Below are 15,389 nucleotides of genomic sequence, written 5' to 3'. Positions count from 1 at the left end.
CAATTCTGTAGGTTGGATATAAACTGTCTTAGTTAAAATCATATTTGCATTATTAAATTAGATAAATATATAATTAGTACATTATCTAATTATGTTATATAACTGTCTATATTAAGGAGGTTTCCAATCATGAGTACCACCTTTCATCTGGTGAGACACGGTCTCAAAGAACGACGAATCGGTGACGTCTCCCTCACTTCCGAAGGGGCTTTACAAGCCGAAGCCACAGCACTTCATTTTGCCAGAGCCGCCTTTCCCGTTACTAAAATCCTGACCAGCCCACTTCAACGAGCCCAAGAAACCGCAATCATGATTGCCCGCCACACCCATTTCCATATAACCGAAGATCCCCGCCTGCGGGAACGCGCCAATTGGGGCGATTGCCCGGATCAGTCATTCGAAGAATTCATTGCGATGTGGGATCGATGTACATCTGATCCAGATTACGTCCCACCCGTGGGTGACTCGGCAAAACAGGCTGGTGAACGTCTGGCCTCCCTCCTAACCGAATTGACTAATGAAGAGCCGGAGAACAGTAACATTATTGTGGTCGCACATGGTGGACTCATTACTGATTTTCTGGTGCAAACCTTTACCGAGCACGAGCTTAACGTCTGGCATTCCGATTTTATAGCTATGCAGAACCAACTTATCCCCGAGTGTTCCATCACCACATTGATCCATGATCAAGGAAATTACACTATTAAAGCGTTCGCATCTACTGAGCATCTAGACTCCAACTATGAAAAAGAATGACGTAACATGGATCGCTGGGAACACGCCAAGCTCTATCCGCAGATCCTAATGTGCAAAAAGCTCTGAAACCTCCATGTGCCGAGACACATTGGGATTCCAGAGCTTCTGAGCTTCGATGCCAACTCTTAAAACTGACAACGCTGCTTTACATTACAGGCTGATCCGTTGTTATGTTGTGTTGCTACTGCTCATCCGGTCAGCTTACTTTCCGCCCTTACCTGGCGTATAGAACTTCGGCAGCGTTACTTTTGACCAGTCAATATCCGATGCCATGTAGAAGGACGGATAGGAAGGCTGGTTGTATCCACTGTTCTGTCCGGCAATGCCGACACGATACATCGCATCATGCATCAGCGTGTACAGCTTGCGGTCCGTCTTCTCGGTACTCAGGTAGATACGGATCGCTGAGCTGTCCTCGGTTCTCACCAGCATCTCTTCACGCCAATCCCCGAAGATATCCGCTACGAGAGAAGGTGTGCCTTTGGTATAATTGTTGGTCAACGTTCCGGTTGCGGTCAGCAGCGTACCCCGATTCCAATCCTTGATCGTAGGCGTGACATCGATGGCACCGTCTACGATCTGGGTAGTCATGTCGGCAGCCCAACGGATATTCATATTCGTTCCAGGCATCTGATCACTGATTTTCTCACCGCTCGCTGTCCACAATCCCACAGCCCATGTCTCCAGCCCACGACGAGTCGGATCGACATCACCCACCATGCCGCGTCCGGTATCTTTGCCCGTATACCCGCCATAGATGATTTTCCCTGTCTTTGCATCTCGCAAGGAATATCCATATGGAGCCCACGGACCGCCTTCATGCACCATGAAGATCTCCAGTCCTGGACGATCCGGGTCGATATCCGCTACATGAAGTGCGTCCCCATGCCCCAGACGGGCAATCGTTCCCGGTGCAGCACTCTCGGCGGGCATCAGGTCTGTTGAGCTATACAGCACACTGCCGTCATGATCAATCGTAGCGGAACCATAGATAATCTCCTGTTTGCCATCTCCATCCACATCCGCCACACTGAAATAGTGCGCACCCTGAGTTGTAATGGAACCATACTGCGGATCTGTGCCATCCCTACCGTGCGGCCCGTCATTGAACGGATTCTTCATCGGTGTCCAGCCACTGTCCACTTTCCATTCCCGTTTCAGCTTCTTGCCATCCCAGTTGTAGGCGACCATCGTAGAACGGGTGTAATATCCGCGTGCAAAGATTGCAGACGGTTTCTTACCATCCAGATAGGCAACTCCCGCCAGAAAACGGTCCACTCGATTCCCCGGTTCGATCCGGGCCATGGCATAATCGCCCCACATCAGACCGTCATCATGACGCTCGGGTTCATACGGAATGGTCTCCAACTCTTTACCTGATTTGCCTTCAAATACCGTAACATACTCAGGTCCATCCACAATGAAACCTTCGAACTTGCGCAGCTCATTTCGGTTGCTCCGTTGTACCGCGTACACATCGATGAAGTAGTCGGCCAGGCTCTCGGCATCCTGCTGAGATAAGGGGTAGTTATATTTTTTCTCGATTCCAAAAGCCTCTTCCAATGTCGCAGGCCAGTTCCCCTTCACAACCTCTTCATGCTTATGCCAATTCCTGAACATATCCACTACGTGATTGTAGTAACCTTCAGCACTTAAGCGGTAATCATCTTCGTTGGAATATCCGGCTTTGCGATCCTGCTTTGGAAGGGTGATGTACTTCTCGGAAGTCACTTTTCCTTTTTTGTTATACTGAATAATCTTCGTACCTGGTGCAGTCTTGAACATCATCTCGGCCTTGCCATCCCCGTCAAAATCATAAACCAGCATCTGTGTATAATGGGCACCCGCACGGATATTGACCCCGAGATCGATTCGGTACAGCAATTGTCCGTCCAGGGTGTAAGCATCAATGTAGGTTTTACCGGTATATCCTTTTTGCGATACGTCCTTGGCGTTGGAAGGGTCCCATTTGACGAAAAACTCATATTGTCCATCCCCGTCCACATCCCCAACACTCATGTCATTGGCAGAATACGTATAAGCTTCTCCCGCAGGCGTCACGCCATCGGCGGGTTTTTGCAGTGGAATATCCACATAGCCGTTCGCCCACGGTTTGACGGATGCACTGCGTTTGCTCTCCTTGCCCTTCTTGTTCACCGCTGCCACTTCATAACGGGACGACGATTGGCCTGATGTATCCACATAGTTGGTGCTGTCCGTGACTGTAGCAATCTTCTTGCCATCACGGTACACGTTGAAGTCAGTACCTGTCAGCCCTTTGTCGCTGTACCCTGTGGCCTCGTCCCCAAGCAATCTCCAACTTAGAAAAACCCCTTCGGATGTCGAAGCAGCCACCAGACCACGATCGAGATATTCCAATTGAATCTCTTTCAAGTGACTGCCCCCCTTATGTGATTGCAAACTGGCCTCCGTTGCTCCATTCCCATTCGAAGCTTCTGCTCCGCTCGCACCTGCTGTTCCCCCAATGAGCAAAGCCACGCTGAGTGCCGATGACAGCACCTTGGCTGCAAGTGGCATACGCGCCTTCCTGCGACCGGATTGCATACCTGAAGCCGATCCCTTATGTACCGGCGCTGCTGTTTCTGAGTTCATCCACCTTCACGCTCCTTGAGACAGAATAGGTGACGCTAATAGGTTCATATCCTTCAAATCCGACTGAATGCGCTTACAAAATAAAAAAGAATGATCCACCTCCGATGGAACGCCTTGACTCCGTCCCCCTTCCACCTCTTCTTCAGGCTGAGCAGTTTCATCCTGCCCATCGGGTATTATTATAGACACCCTGCCTGCTCCGACATAGGCAAATATCCGTCCAAAACGATCAATATTCAGTGTTTATGAGCCTGGCCTGCCGAGCCTCGTCATCCAAAAGAAGGACTTCATCATCCATCATTCTTCCTTATCATTCCTTATTATTCCTTATTTCTCCTTTTTCCTTCACCTTTCGCTTCTCGCTTCTCTTATTTCAAGTAGAATTGCGTATGATCAGAGAAGTCTTATAGGTTTTCGTTATCGGAGCATATTGCATGCCCTTTAGTCGCCGGGTAAGGCATTGTATAACATCCTGGACCATATCGGGAATGCAATTGGTTAATGTGGTCAGTTCAGGAGTAGTCATCAATCCGACAGGATGGTTATCAAACCCGATGAGAGACATTTTTTCCGGCACCCCTATTCCCCTTTGCTTCGCTGCTCTCAATAAGCCAGTAGCTACAAAGTCACTGCCCGTGATCATTCCATCCGGTACTTGATCCGAAGCGAATAATTGTTCTCCCAGGGCATAACCATCCTCCATAGTCACCACCCCCTGTAGCATTGTGATTCTGTACACGAAAGTCCGAACTGTTGATGAGCCTGTTGAAAACCATTCCATCTCTTCTCTTGTAAGGGTGTCAGGTGGTCCATGCAGAAAAACAGATAACGGCGTCCCCTGGAAAGCAAATACGATGTCGCTTGAAAAACCGCATCTTCTTCGTCCAATCGAAAGACATCGAGAAACTCTCCATCCATAGCTTCGTTGCATATGATTGCGATACCGGAACCAATACATTCTTTAATTTCTCTCTCCGAAAGTTGGGAATGGGTAATAATGACAGCATCCATTTCCCGACGCAACAATCTGGCGCAAACTTCCTGTTCGTACTCACGGGATAATTGAGTCTGATAGATGACAAGTTGATACCCTATTGAGCCTAAAGATTGACTTAATGCACTAACAAGCTTGCTGAAATAGGATGCTCCACATCCGGGACAAGCACCCCAATATGATGGGTTGCCTGTAATCTGAACTGAACCCCATGTGTATTGCGAATATATCCCAATTCCTGAATCGCCTTCTGTACTTTTTGTCTGCTCTCAATAGAGACGTGAGGATGATCGTTTAGCACTCGTGATACAGTTGATTTGGAGACACCACTTACGCGTGAAATATCAATTATGGTAGGCATGACAAAACACCTCCTATGAAAAGTATTGACCTGGGAACGTTCCCAGCAACTATGATATGGTTAGCAAACTGTAGGAGGAATTCATACTGATGCAAACCACCTTTACACCCGCTGTAGTACAGTATCTGATATTTTTCGATTTTGATGAAACATATTATCCGCATGAATGCTTGCCCGAACAACTCGAAATGGTATATGCACTGGAAAAATATCTTCAGCAGCTTGCCAGAGATCTTCAAGTAAAGATAGCCTGGGTCACCGGAAGCAGCTTTCCGCAAATACAGTCCAAAATGAACATGGCCGGCATGACGCAGCTCCCCCATTTTATAGCGAGCAATCTGGGCACAGAGATGTGGGAAGTCGATCCTGACGGACAACTGATCCCTGTTCCTGCATGGGAAGAGATCATAAGACAATCTGGATTCACCCGAAGAACGGTAGAAGATTTAATTAACCAATTAAAGTCATTATTCAACATTGTGCTTCATGAGCAGACTCAATTTGGTCAATTCGCATATAAAATGAACTATTATTATGCCGTATCACCAGACAAAACCCAATATGATATAAGTACCATCCGACATCTGGCTGCACATCACGGGATCGGAATCAATATCAATCAAAGCAACCCCAAGGCGGGTGATCCGGAGAACGCATATGATGTCGATTTTATCCCCATAGGGACGGGTAAAAAAGCGGCTGTGCAATTCCTGATGGAGTACAATCAGGTACTTCTGGACAAAACGTTGGCCTTCGGTGACAGTGGAAATGATATTGAAATGCTACAGATGGTTGCCCATGGATATCTTCTCCAGAATGCAACGGCAGAGGCGAAATCAGGCCACAACAATGTAGCTCCTTATCCTTATGCAGAGGGGATTTTACATGTATGCAGGCATATTTTTGGGAAGTAATTGATTTTGGTGTTTACGCCTTTTACAGCATATAAAAATACCGCCACTGCCCATTACGGAGAGTGGCGGTATTTACATGTGGATAGATGATCAAGCTCATCAAGTTATGACACTTGCCTAGTGAACAGACCTCAGACGTCTAAGGCTCAATACCCCAGACCAGGTTTCCATCTTGGTAGAGGGTCACCTTGTTCCAGTCCTGATAGGAAGTTTTGGTTGAATCGTAGGAATAATCATTGGATTCATCCAAATTGCTCCAGTCTGTTTTGTACAAGCGGAGTTGGATGTCCCCGGATTGTCCACCCGCCTGAATGCTGCCAGCGCCAGTTGTGAAGCTCAGCTCAACATACGAGTCTGTGAAGGTACGCTCGATATTGGCTCCGCCCACCTGAGCCCAGTCAATCGCAGAATCCATCGCTGCTGTGCCTTCTTTGGAGAAATAATAACGAATCTTCAAGTCACTCAGATTTACAGCGGTGTTGCCCATATTTTTAATGTTGAAAAAAGGTTTGATCTGGCTGTCCGTAGCATTGGTATCTCCCGAGCGATATTGCAAAACAAGATCGCTGGTTGGAACAACCACACTCTGTGGTGTAGCAGAAGCAGCTGCGGAATTGACGCTCTCTCCAACAGCATTCACGGCACTAACCACATAGTGATACGTTGTTCCGTTCGTCAGACCTGTATTCGTATACGTTGCACCGCTCACATTCGCAGCAATCGTTGTGAATGGACCCGATGCACTCAGTGCACGTTTCACACTATAACTCGTTGCCCCTGTGGAAGCAGTCCACGTCAAGGAGACCTGGGCGTTACCAGCAGAAGCCGTCACTGCCGCTGGTGCTGCCGGAGCTGTTGTTCCGCCCGGAGGATTCCCCCCACCGTTACTTGCAGGCAGAACAGGGAATGAGTTCTTCACCAGTGTCACGAATTGATCATGGAACCAGTGACCCGATACTGGAGCATTAGCTAATGCGCCTGTTAATACGCCATCCCGAGTTGTGAAGGTCGGATCACACATCCGGTCGAAGCCTTTGCCTTCGTTGTTCGGAATTTCGGAGCTGGAGCCATCGGACTCACCTGGAGGTTTGACCCACACATAAGCATCCAGATGTGCAGGGCCCGGAGCAGCTTTAGGTGCTTCACCTATGCCAGCACCGCTGTTGTTACACCAGTTGCCACGATGATCCCGTTTATCGACCCGGCCAGAATTCACATAGGTATTGATGTTACTGCCTGTAGCCGATGTTGGGCGGTTCACCCCACCCCAACCATTACGGCTGGTATCAATGAGGAAGCCCATGCTGCTCGGCCATCCAGCTTGTACAAATCCGGAATAGAGTGCTGCAGTGAAATCCGTTTCATCAAAGTACGGGTTCCATTCATAGTAATCGGAGGATCGAATCGGTTGTCCACCAATATTCAGATCCGGATTAGGCAGATTCGGTTCATGGGTAGGCGTGGTATTCGCAGTGTTCGTGATGAAACCATCTGCACTGTTCAGCCCTGCCGCTGTGTCATTTACCACGTCGGTATACAGGGCAATAGCGCCGGTACGGTTATTGTCCCATCCGAGCCAGCCGGAGTGGCCGATATCCAGGTAGTTATACACATTAGGAATGGCATGCAGCTTGTCCAGTGCATACTTGACCCCATCTTCATAGATGCCTGTTGCGCTGGCTTGTGCACAGGCCGGAGTACTCAGATTGGTCACAAGGTTAGGCAGACTATCCGGTTCAATGATCGCCACGATGCGAATATCTTGGTACTTGGGATCTGCAAAGATATCCGCAATCACATCGATATAATCCGTTTTATACGTCTGTAGGGCGGCCTGTGTTAGTGGAAGTTCACCGTTGGATGCGAGTGCATGACAATCCCGGCCGGGCAGGTTATAGATAACGAATGAAGCGGTAATCGGTGTGCCGGCTTTCTTTTGAGCAAGTGCGGCATCCAGATGTTCCTCGATGCTCTTGCGTCCGGCATTGTTTACCCCGCCATTAATGGCATCAATACGGTCAATCCAGACTGCTGTCGGGTACGATTTGACCGTTGCCATCTTGGCCTTTAACGAAGCATCACTGGTGAGCGCAATGGACGTATCCACGAGAGCGGAATAATCCTGATTTAAATATGCCGTAGCTCCGACAAACGGGTTATTCACATGGGCTTCGGCCGCCTGAGTCACGCCTGGAGCCATGCCTGGGAAAATCCCCGCCGCAAGCATCGTTGCTGCCAGTATTTGTTTTACACCTTTTCGCAGGATCTTCTTACCTCTTGATTTGGTTTTCAACTTAGTCTTCATAGTTCCACCTTTCCTTTAGTTAGATTGGGTTGTACTCATGTCTGATCCTCTGTGTCATTATGATACTTAGCACGAAGAGAACGTTCGGATGAGTTGTGTGTATCACCTCCAGAAAAAATAGTTTAATTACGAAACGCAACATAGTGGCATGGCACGGCTACAAGAAATGACTGGAATATCAAGTGAACAAACAGTGTGTGTGGGGTCGAACATGTGAATACAATGTAGTGGGTGTTGTTACACGTGTGTTAACCATGAAGAAGGGTGAAAAAGGAATAAGGAATCTCCGACTTTCATTTTGGTAAGCGCTTACTATAAGTGGTTTAAAAAAAGGACTTCGCCTATCCATCTTTAATTGATGTTGGGTGTTCACCTCCTTATGTACTGATTATACGTCATGTAAATATTACTGTAAATTGAATTAACTAAAATTAATTATATTTTTTTCCATAATAAAAGCAGGAATTTAAAGATCTCTCTCCCCAAGCCATAAAACAGGTCCACCCTGGCAATATGCCACAATGAACCTCATGTTGAACAAGGGCGAATCGCCCGCTCCTATACTTGGTCATCTACCTATAACGCTACCCCTACCTCCCTTAAAGCTATGTCTAGGGCAGAACGACGATATCTCCCGGTTTTAACCCGCTGACCACTTCCGTCTTGTCCCCCGACTCCATTCCAGACTGAATTTTCAGCGGCTCTGTCTGTCCATTGCCTTTGTCTAACAGGACATAAGGTTCGGCCTGATCCCGCATAATCGCCAGACTGGACACAACGGTAACTTTATCCTTACGCATCGTCTCTATATCCCCTTCCAGACTCACACCTCCAAACATTCTGGCATCCGGCTTCAGTTCAATGACCACATCAAACTGGGAGGCCTGCTTGAGATCCGTGTCGGTACTCTTGCGGGCGAATTTGGATATCTTGCTCACCTTTCCAGTGAATTGCAGATCTTTCTGCGCCGTCATTCGTACCTTAACCGGCATACCCACCTTGAGCCTGAACATATCTTCCTCACCAACAATCGTCATGAATTTCAGTTTGGTCATGTTCGTAATGGACCCCATAAGCTGTCCTTCCGTAACTACACGTGTTTTGCTGTCCTCTTCATTCATCTGAAATATACCGGAAGCGGAAGCATACACAACAGACTTGCTGATCACTGCCTGCTTTTTCTGTATCTCCTTCTCCTTGAGGACCAGCGCTTTTTGATTCAATTCACTCGTCAGGCGTTTGCCCTCCCGGTCAGCAAATGCTTTCCTACGCTCCTCTTCCGTCACTCCAAGCGCCTCGCTCATATTCGCCTGATCCAGGCTAACCTGATTCATTTTATCTTCCAGCCGAGCTTTCTCCAGATCGCTTTGCAACTGTTCTACTTCCGTTTGTAACGCAGCAGTATCGAGAGTAAACAGGATATCTCCTTTGCTCACCTGTTCACCACTTTTCACATGCCATTGCTTGATGCTGGAAGCATACGGAGCGAAGACATCCGTCTGATCGGTATACACGGATTTCCCCTTCACCTGTACCGATTGTGTCATCGTTTCCTGTGTCACATCAAAGGTGATCGGTGGCGGAATCTCGGCAGGTGCCTCCGGTTTTGGCTTGTACTTTTCATACAGCCAGTACCCCGCCCCTGCCAGGAGTACAACTGTGATGATGATATTGATCCATTTCTTCATGTGCCCATATTCCCTTTCACTGATAGAGTTTACATCGACTTGATCACAGTCAGTGCATTGGTCCGAGAGGCACTAATCGCTGGATAGATGCCAGAGATAATACCTACCAGAACCGCAAATACGATGCCTAACGGCAAAGCCGACTGCTGAATAATCACGGTCATCGGTCCATTTTGCTGATCTGCCATCTGACTCGCGAGCAGACTGTTCACTCCATCAAGGGCAGCAAAGGCAATCCCTACACCGGCCACACCGCCCATTAATCCAAGCATTGCTGCTTCCGTAATGAACATCTGGCGAATTTGCCACAGATTCGCTCCCAGCACCTTCATGACACCAATCTGCTTACGCCGCTGATGTGTAGACATGATCATCGCTACAATAATGGACAGCGAGGCTAGCAGCATGATAAAACCACCGATCCCTAATGCTGCTTTTTGGTACATGGCCAGCTGGCCTGCCATTGCTTCCTCCTGGAACAGATTGCTCTGTGTGTTTAACGTCAGCTTTTTAATCTGTTCCTCGACCTGGGATACATAGCGTTTATCCTCTACCTTGACCAGGGCCGAGTTGAGATGCTTGGTCGCAGTACCGTCCGCCTGTTGTAACCCAAGTTCATCCTGCAACGCACGAGCTGTATCGAGCGGCAGATATACCTTTTTATCGTTTTGAGCACTCATATCATCCATGTTGGAAGGCTTCGTCAGTTCTCCAGACACCCGAACCGATCCACTCGTTTTGGTCTTCCTTCCATTCGAGAAATCTTCATAGCGAAATTGAATACGCTGCTGCATAAGCTGATCCTGTATGGACGACATGTCTGTAAACTGTTGCAAAAGCTCATTGTTGTAGGGATCAGCATTCAGCTGCTCAAATAACTTCTGGGTGACTTTGGGATCAATGAATCCGAACGTCGCCCCGTAATTCGCCACCGCAATCCGACCGTCTCCGGCACCACTTCCTTGTGCATAACGGTATCCGAATCCGCTCAGCGTATCCAGCTCCGTACCGACAACTTCCACATAGGAACTGCGTCCGTCCGGAAGCACCATATCGAGTGCATCCAGCTTTAGCATGGGAGCCACAGCGATAACATGGGGAAGTCGCTGTATGATCTTAATCTTCTCCATAGTCAGCGCCCCTCGTTCAAACTTCGTTTTCTGTCCGCTTCCGCTGCCATTCCCCGTCTTGATACCTTCATTGGGCATAATCGTTATTTCATCCATCTTGTAATTATCATTCAATGTTTTCTCGCTATATGTCTGTACGGACTGCCCTATACTAAGTGCAATGATCATGGCCGCAGAGCCGATGGACAGACCCAACATACACAGCAGTGTCACCATTTTCCTGCGAATGATCTGTCCCCAGGCCATACGTATTACATCCCGTATTCTCACAATTCCTCTCCCTTTGCCTCAAACTTCCCTTACAGGCTCTTCAACCAGTATTCCATGTTGCAGTGTAAGCACGACCTGCATCTGCTCAGCCACCTCTGCTTCATGTGTCACAATGACAAAGGTGGTATTCATATCCCGGTTGAGCTGCTGCAAAATGGCAATAATCTCTTTCTCCGTCTCGGTATCCAGGTTTCCCGTAGGCTCATCTGCAAAAATAACCGAGGGTTCGGTAATGAGCGAGCGTGCTATACTGACACGTTGTTGTTGACCACCTGACAGTTGGGACGGGAACAGATTTGCCTTTTCACCCAGTCCAACCTGATCCAGCAGACCGAGCGCCTTCGCTTTACGCTTGGATGGGCTAATACCCATGAATACCAGAGGCAGCTCCACATTTTCCCGGATCGTCAGATTGGACAGCAGCTCATAGGATTGGAAAATAAACCCGATGTGGCTGCGCCGAAACTCGGCCAGACGATTTTCGCCGAAACGTACGATATCTTGCCCTGCGATTAGAATCTTGCCTTGATCGGGCTTCATTAATCCAGCCATCAGATTCAGCAGGGTCGACTTACCCGAGCCTGAACTACCTAGCAGGGCCACCATCTTGCCTTCATCAATTGTGAGGTTGATATCCTGAAGCACTGGCACGTTCCCCTGCGCATTGCGGAATGAATGGGATAATTGTTCAACTTGAAGCATTCGTGCATGTCTTCCTTTCTACTTGCTGAATATGTATAGATTCGGGTAGCACATTCCCCTTTCATTATAGAGTGGAGATGTATCCGAGCTGGCCGGAGTTGTATCCAATTTGTAAAATGTAAACGCAAAAAGACCCTGTCAGCAGATGGGCTACAGCCCGTTCTGCCAGACGAGGTCTTCTTTTGTCTTCTTTTGTCTTCTTTTCGTATCCTTTTCACAAACTTACCAGGCTCTGAAGCTAAATCGGTATAGTTCGCTTTTTTCCGTCGAGCTGCCCACAACAAATAGTTCATCATTAATCCATTTCAGCTTGATGAAGTTATCAATATTGCGGTAGATCACCGTATCGGATGACAGTTTACTGTCATTCAGGTAAGCGATATGCACTTCATTTTTTTGATTCTCTATTGAGCGAACATAGGCAATATGCGATTCATCTGCGGCCAGATCAAAGTTCCACGATGTCCCCTTGACCAGCAGGTCCAGCTGATCTTGCTCCGCACGGTACCGGTACAACCCCTGTACGTTATCAACTTCCCCCTGAATGATCATATCCCCATTCTTCAGCGGCCTGAATTGTTGTATGTCTTTCATGGTCATGTACGTCTTCACTTCACGATCATCTTCCAGAGAGACGCCATAGATGGTGAACTTGTCCTTCAACATGGCCAAGATATATACCTGTTTCATATCCTGACTGACTTCGAATACATCCATAATAATAAATGTGTCACTCGGACTCTTCGCCTCACTCATGCCCGTTACTCTGGTCAGGAGCTCTTTGTGTGTGTATAACACACGTTTCTTGCCTGTACTCAGATCCATCTGTTTAAGCGTGAGATCATCCTGACCAATGTAGGTGTTATTCCCCACAAATTGTCTGTAATACGAGTTATCATTTCCAAGCTTGCGGCGTTCTCCACTCTCGATATCATATTCGAATATGGTTCTCCGTGTCTGACCAGCACGATATTGTGAGTAGATCAGTTTCTTTCGATCCGGACTCAGTGCAACCCCATAATCGGTATTGCCTCCGATATCTTTGACCTGATTATCATCCAGATTCAGCAGGAACAATTGCAGACCAGAATACGAATGATCTGGACCATTGACGACAAGGGTATCCCGATCGACCACGTCAAAGTCATAGATGGCAAAATCATTCGGAATCTTGGTAGCCGACTCGATCTGGATGGTACTGCTCGGAGGCGGTGCCAGACGGCTATTGAATTGCTCACTTGGCAAAATGACAGTTCGCGGCTTGAGATTCCCGATACTGAACAGGCTGCCAATACCGAAGATTCCGCCGACAAATGCGATCAACAGCCCTGACAACATCAGCCTGTCGCGGTTATTACGCCAAAATCCAGGATGTCTCATGCGTTCATTTCCCCCGGAAGACTGATATTTACTTGTGTCCCTTTCTGTATGATGCTCTTCATCTCCACTGTTCCTCCATGACGCTCAACGATGTTCTTCACAATAGACAGCCCCAGCCCAGCGCTTCCTTTCTCAGCTCTGTTGATTCCTTTATCCTGATAAAAGGGTTCAAATACATGCTGGAGCGCTTCCGCACCAATCCCCTCCCCCTGATCACGAATCACAATAGCTATGATATCACCCAACCGGAAGGACTGTACTTCAATAATCGAATTCACGTAACTGTATTTGACCGAGTTATCCAGAACGTTAAGGAATACCTCCTTTAACTTGTCACGATCCCCCTGGAGATACAGATGTTCCTCCAACTCATAGTGGATGCCTATATTATACTTGCCTGCCTTAATTGACATATCTTCACAAGCTTCCCGTATAATATCCGATACATCCATACGATCAAATCGATAGGACTGGATAACAGCCGAGGATACGGAGACCTCCAGAATATCAGCAACCATCGTGTTGAGCCGACGGCTTTCCTTGATAATATAATTCATGCCTTTGTCAAAAAAGTCCTGATCGGTAAATCCGTTATCCCGCAAAATCTGGGCGTATCCCAGAATCGTCGTTAGCGGTGTCTTCAATTCATGCGTCACATTGTCAAAAAAGGCCTTACTTCGCGCCTGCACTTGCTTCCCTTCGTCCCGCTCCCGCTCAATCACATCAATCTGCTCCCGAACCCGATCAATCATGGCGGTGAAGCTTGAAGCCAGTTCACCGATTTCATCCTTCGTTGTAATCTGAATATCTGCATTCAGGCTCCCCTGAGCCACTTCCGCAGAACGTTTTGTGAGCACACGGATGGGTTGTGTGATTTTCCGGGAAATAAAGATCGATGCGATAAACACAAATACAAAAATAGCGGCTGCAAACAGCTTGATCGTATTCTGGAAACGGAGGTTACGCTTGTACAGGTCGGTGTAATCCTTCTCCAACTGTACAATACCTATCAATTGTTGATCACTTCGGAGTGGGAAGGACAGATTGGCAGTGACCCGTCCATTGTCCACCACTGTAGTGTATGCAATTCGGGACTGTGCAGCTTCCTTTACATCAGGGATATCCGATACCCCATTGGCAACAGAGCCGTATGGAGAAGCATTGGGACGGTATACCGTTATGTTCCCGCCAACGGCTGAACCAATCTGCTCCGCTAACTCGCGGTTTCCCGCTTCGAGCGAGTCTCTGCTCATTCGTTTGTTATGAATCAGGAAGTACTGATTCAGCGCGATATCCAGGTTTTTCTTCGATTGTACCATGTCCTCGTGCACTTCCCGGTACATATTCTCTTGAGCTACCTTATTGGAAAGGATCAGCAGAGCCGAGAATCCGATAAAGACAATGACCGAGAATAGCACCACCATTTTGAACTGGATCGTCCATTTCATGTCTGCACCTGAATATTCAGCTTGTACCCCACACCAAATACCGTTTCAATCATCGAAATGCCTTGCACACCACTATCCAATTTCTTGCGAATCCGTTGTACGTGGATATCTACGGTTCGGGTATCGCCTGCAAAATCAAAACCCCATACCTTGTCCAGCAGTTCAGAACGTGTATGCACCTTCCGATGATGATTCACGAGAAATAACAACAGATCATATTCCTTATTCGTGAGTCCTGCCCGTTCCCCGTCCTTCCACACTTCACGCTCATCCTTGCGGATCTCAATATGCTTGCCGAGTCTTACAACTTCATAGGATTGATTCTCCAGCGTCTCGCTAATAAGATCAATTCGGCGAAAGATAGCTCGAATGCGCGCAACCACCTCGCGGATATCAAAAGGCTTCGTAATATAGTCATCCGCACCCAGCTCCATGCCAAGTACCTTGTCCAGCATATCCGACTTCGCTGTGATCATAATGACCGGTATCTTGGAATTCACGGATAGTTGTCTGCACACATCAAAACCGCTCATGTCAGGCAGCATTAAATCCAGCAGAATCAGATCCGGCTTCGAGTCTCGAAGTAGATCCAGCCCCTCTTTGCCCGAAGCAGCTTCCTTGATCCTGAATCCTTCTTTGCGTAATGAATAAGACAGAATATCGCGAATGGACTCTTCGTCCTCAATAATCAAAATTTCTTTTTGTCTCATAATCCCTTCATAATCTCCCTGCTCTATGAATTTCATCTGCCTATATTTTGTATCCCAAGTTGTATGCTTGAACAGAGGAAAGCGCCAAATGTTACAACTCCGATACAACTCTTAACGT

General features: G+C 47.6%; 13 protein-coding genes. 2 read left to right on the top strand and 11 right to left on the bottom strand.

The genetic code is table 11. The features are described from left to right. Positions 1–129 precede the first annotated feature (129 nt). A complete protein-coding gene (locus tag ACR32F_RS05195) occupies positions 130–756 on the top strand; it encodes a histidine phosphatase family protein (RefSeq protein WP_440116804.1) in 627 nt (208 codons plus the stop codon). Positions 757–957: 201 nt separating this feature from the next. Here the strand turns inward: ACR32F_RS05195 and ACR32F_RS05190 are convergent, their stop codons facing one another. From ACR32F_RS05190 to ACR32F_RS05175, 4 genes are all read right to left on the bottom strand, one after another. After that, positions 958–3,294, bottom strand: a complete 2,337-nt coding sequence (locus ACR32F_RS05190; RefSeq protein ID WP_440119692.1) for a rhamnogalacturonan lyase — start codon at positions 3,292–3,294, stop codon at positions 958–960. A 448-nt stretch (positions 3,295–3,742) separates the two neighbouring features. Continuing rightward, positions 3,743–4,072 carry a substrate-binding domain-containing protein gene (locus ACR32F_RS05185; protein ID WP_440116802.1) on the bottom strand — a complete coding sequence of 110 codons (330 nt, stop codon included), beginning with the start codon at positions 4,070–4,072 and terminating at the stop codon, positions 3,743–3,745. 2 nt (positions 4,073–4,074) lie between these two features. Continuing rightward, positions 4,075–4,464 (bottom strand): hypothetical protein, encoded by a 390-nt coding sequence (locus tag ACR32F_RS05180; RefSeq protein ID WP_440119691.1) that lies wholly within the window; start codon positions 4,462–4,464, stop codon positions 4,075–4,077. A gap of 17 nt (positions 4,465–4,481) precedes the next feature. Then, entirely contained in the window at positions 4,482–4,724 is a 243-nt protein-coding gene (locus tag ACR32F_RS05175) for a LacI family DNA-binding transcriptional regulator (RefSeq protein WP_440116800.1), read from the bottom strand. Between the two features lie 89 nt (positions 4,725–4,813). On the opposite strand from ACR32F_RS05175, the gene ACR32F_RS05170 reads away from it, so the two are divergent. Further along, the gene (locus ACR32F_RS05170; protein WP_440116798.1) at positions 4,814–5,638 is read left to right on the top strand and encodes an HAD-IIB family hydrolase; all 825 of its coding nucleotides are present in this window, start codon (positions 4,814–4,816) and stop codon (positions 5,636–5,638) included. A 139-nt stretch (positions 5,639–5,777) separates the two neighbouring features. Here the strand turns inward: ACR32F_RS05170 and ACR32F_RS05165 are convergent, their stop codons facing one another. From ACR32F_RS05165 to ACR32F_RS05135, 7 genes are all read right to left on the bottom strand, one after another. Continuing rightward, entirely contained in the window at positions 5,778–7,943 is a 2,166-nt protein-coding gene (locus ACR32F_RS05165) for a glycoside hydrolase family 6 protein (protein ID WP_440116796.1), read from the bottom strand. A 611-nt stretch (positions 7,944–8,554) separates the two neighbouring features. Beyond that, positions 8,555–9,631, bottom strand: coding sequence for an efflux RND transporter periplasmic adaptor subunit (locus ACR32F_RS05160; protein ID WP_440116794.1), 1,077 nt, complete (start codon positions 9,629–9,631; stop codon positions 8,555–8,557). Positions 9,632–9,660: 29 nt separating this feature from the next. Continuing rightward, positions 9,661–11,031, bottom strand: coding sequence for an ABC transporter permease (locus ACR32F_RS05155; RefSeq protein ID WP_440116792.1), 1,371 nt, complete (start codon positions 11,029–11,031; stop codon positions 9,661–9,663). 18 nt (positions 11,032–11,049) lie between these two features. Beyond that, complete coding sequence (locus ACR32F_RS05150; protein WP_440116790.1) at positions 11,050–11,733, bottom strand: ABC transporter ATP-binding protein; 684 nt, start codon at positions 11,731–11,733, stop codon at positions 11,050–11,052. 222 nt (positions 11,734–11,955) lie between these two features. Further along, on the bottom strand, positions 11,956–13,113 hold the full coding sequence (locus ACR32F_RS05145; RefSeq protein ID WP_440116788.1) for a hypothetical protein: 1,158 nt from the start codon (positions 13,111–13,113) through the stop codon (positions 11,956–11,958). After that, on the bottom strand, positions 13,110–14,561 hold the full coding sequence (locus tag ACR32F_RS05140; protein WP_440116786.1) for a sensor histidine kinase: 1,452 nt from the start codon (positions 14,559–14,561) through the stop codon (positions 13,110–13,112). Before ACR32F_RS05140 ends, ACR32F_RS05145 begins: the two co-directional genes overlap by 4 nt. Continuing rightward, a complete protein-coding gene (locus tag ACR32F_RS05135) occupies positions 14,558–15,271 on the bottom strand; it encodes a response regulator transcription factor (protein ID WP_440116784.1) in 714 nt (237 codons plus the stop codon). The genes ACR32F_RS05140 and ACR32F_RS05135 overlap by 4 nt, the downstream gene beginning before the upstream one ends. Positions 15,272–15,389: the final 118 nt, after the last annotated feature.

This window comes from Paenibacillus hebaui, from assembly GCF_051934385.1.
Classification (GTDB): domain Bacteria; phylum Bacillota; class Bacilli; order Paenibacillales; family Paenibacillaceae; genus Paenibacillus.
Note: the sequence above shows the minus strand (reverse complement) of the source record. Positions and strands in the feature narration are given on the sequence as shown.

Coding starts and splice junctions, on each gene's coding strand:
- ACR32F_RS05190 (WP_440119692.1), bottom strand. CDS start 3,294: ATGCCACTTGCAGCCAAGGTGCTGTCATCGGCACTCAGCGTGGCTTTG.
- ACR32F_RS05195 (WP_440116804.1), top strand. CDS start 130: ATGAGTACCACCTTTCATCTGGTGAGACACGGTCTCAAAGAACGACGA.
- ACR32F_RS05185 (WP_440116802.1), bottom strand. CDS start 4,072: ATGGAGGATGGTTATGCCCTGGGAGAACAATTATTCGCTTCGGATCAA.
- ACR32F_RS05140 (WP_440116786.1), bottom strand. CDS start 14,561: ATGAAATGGACGATCCAGTTCAAAATGGTGGTGCTATTCTCGGTCATT.
- ACR32F_RS05160 (WP_440116794.1), bottom strand. CDS start 9,631: ATGAAGAAATGGATCAATATCATCATCACAGTTGTACTCCTGGCAGGG.
- ACR32F_RS05175 (WP_440116800.1), bottom strand. CDS start 4,724: ATGCCTACCATAATTGATATTTCACGCGTAAGTGGTGTCTCCAAATCA.
- ACR32F_RS05170 (WP_440116798.1), top strand. CDS start 4,814: ATGCAAACCACCTTTACACCCGCTGTAGTACAGTATCTGATATTTTTC.
- ACR32F_RS05145 (WP_440116788.1), bottom strand. CDS start 13,113: ATGAGACATCCTGGATTTTGGCGTAATAACCGCGACAGGCTGATGTTG.
- ACR32F_RS05135 (WP_440116784.1), bottom strand. CDS start 15,271: ATGAGACAAAAAGAAATTTTGATTATTGAGGACGAAGAGTCCATTCGC.
- ACR32F_RS05165 (WP_440116796.1), bottom strand. CDS start 7,943: ATGAAGACTAAGTTGAAAACCAAATCAAGAGGTAAGAAGATCCTGCGA.
- ACR32F_RS05150 (WP_440116790.1), bottom strand. CDS start 11,733: ATGCTTCAAGTTGAACAATTATCCCATTCATTCCGCAATGCGCAGGGG.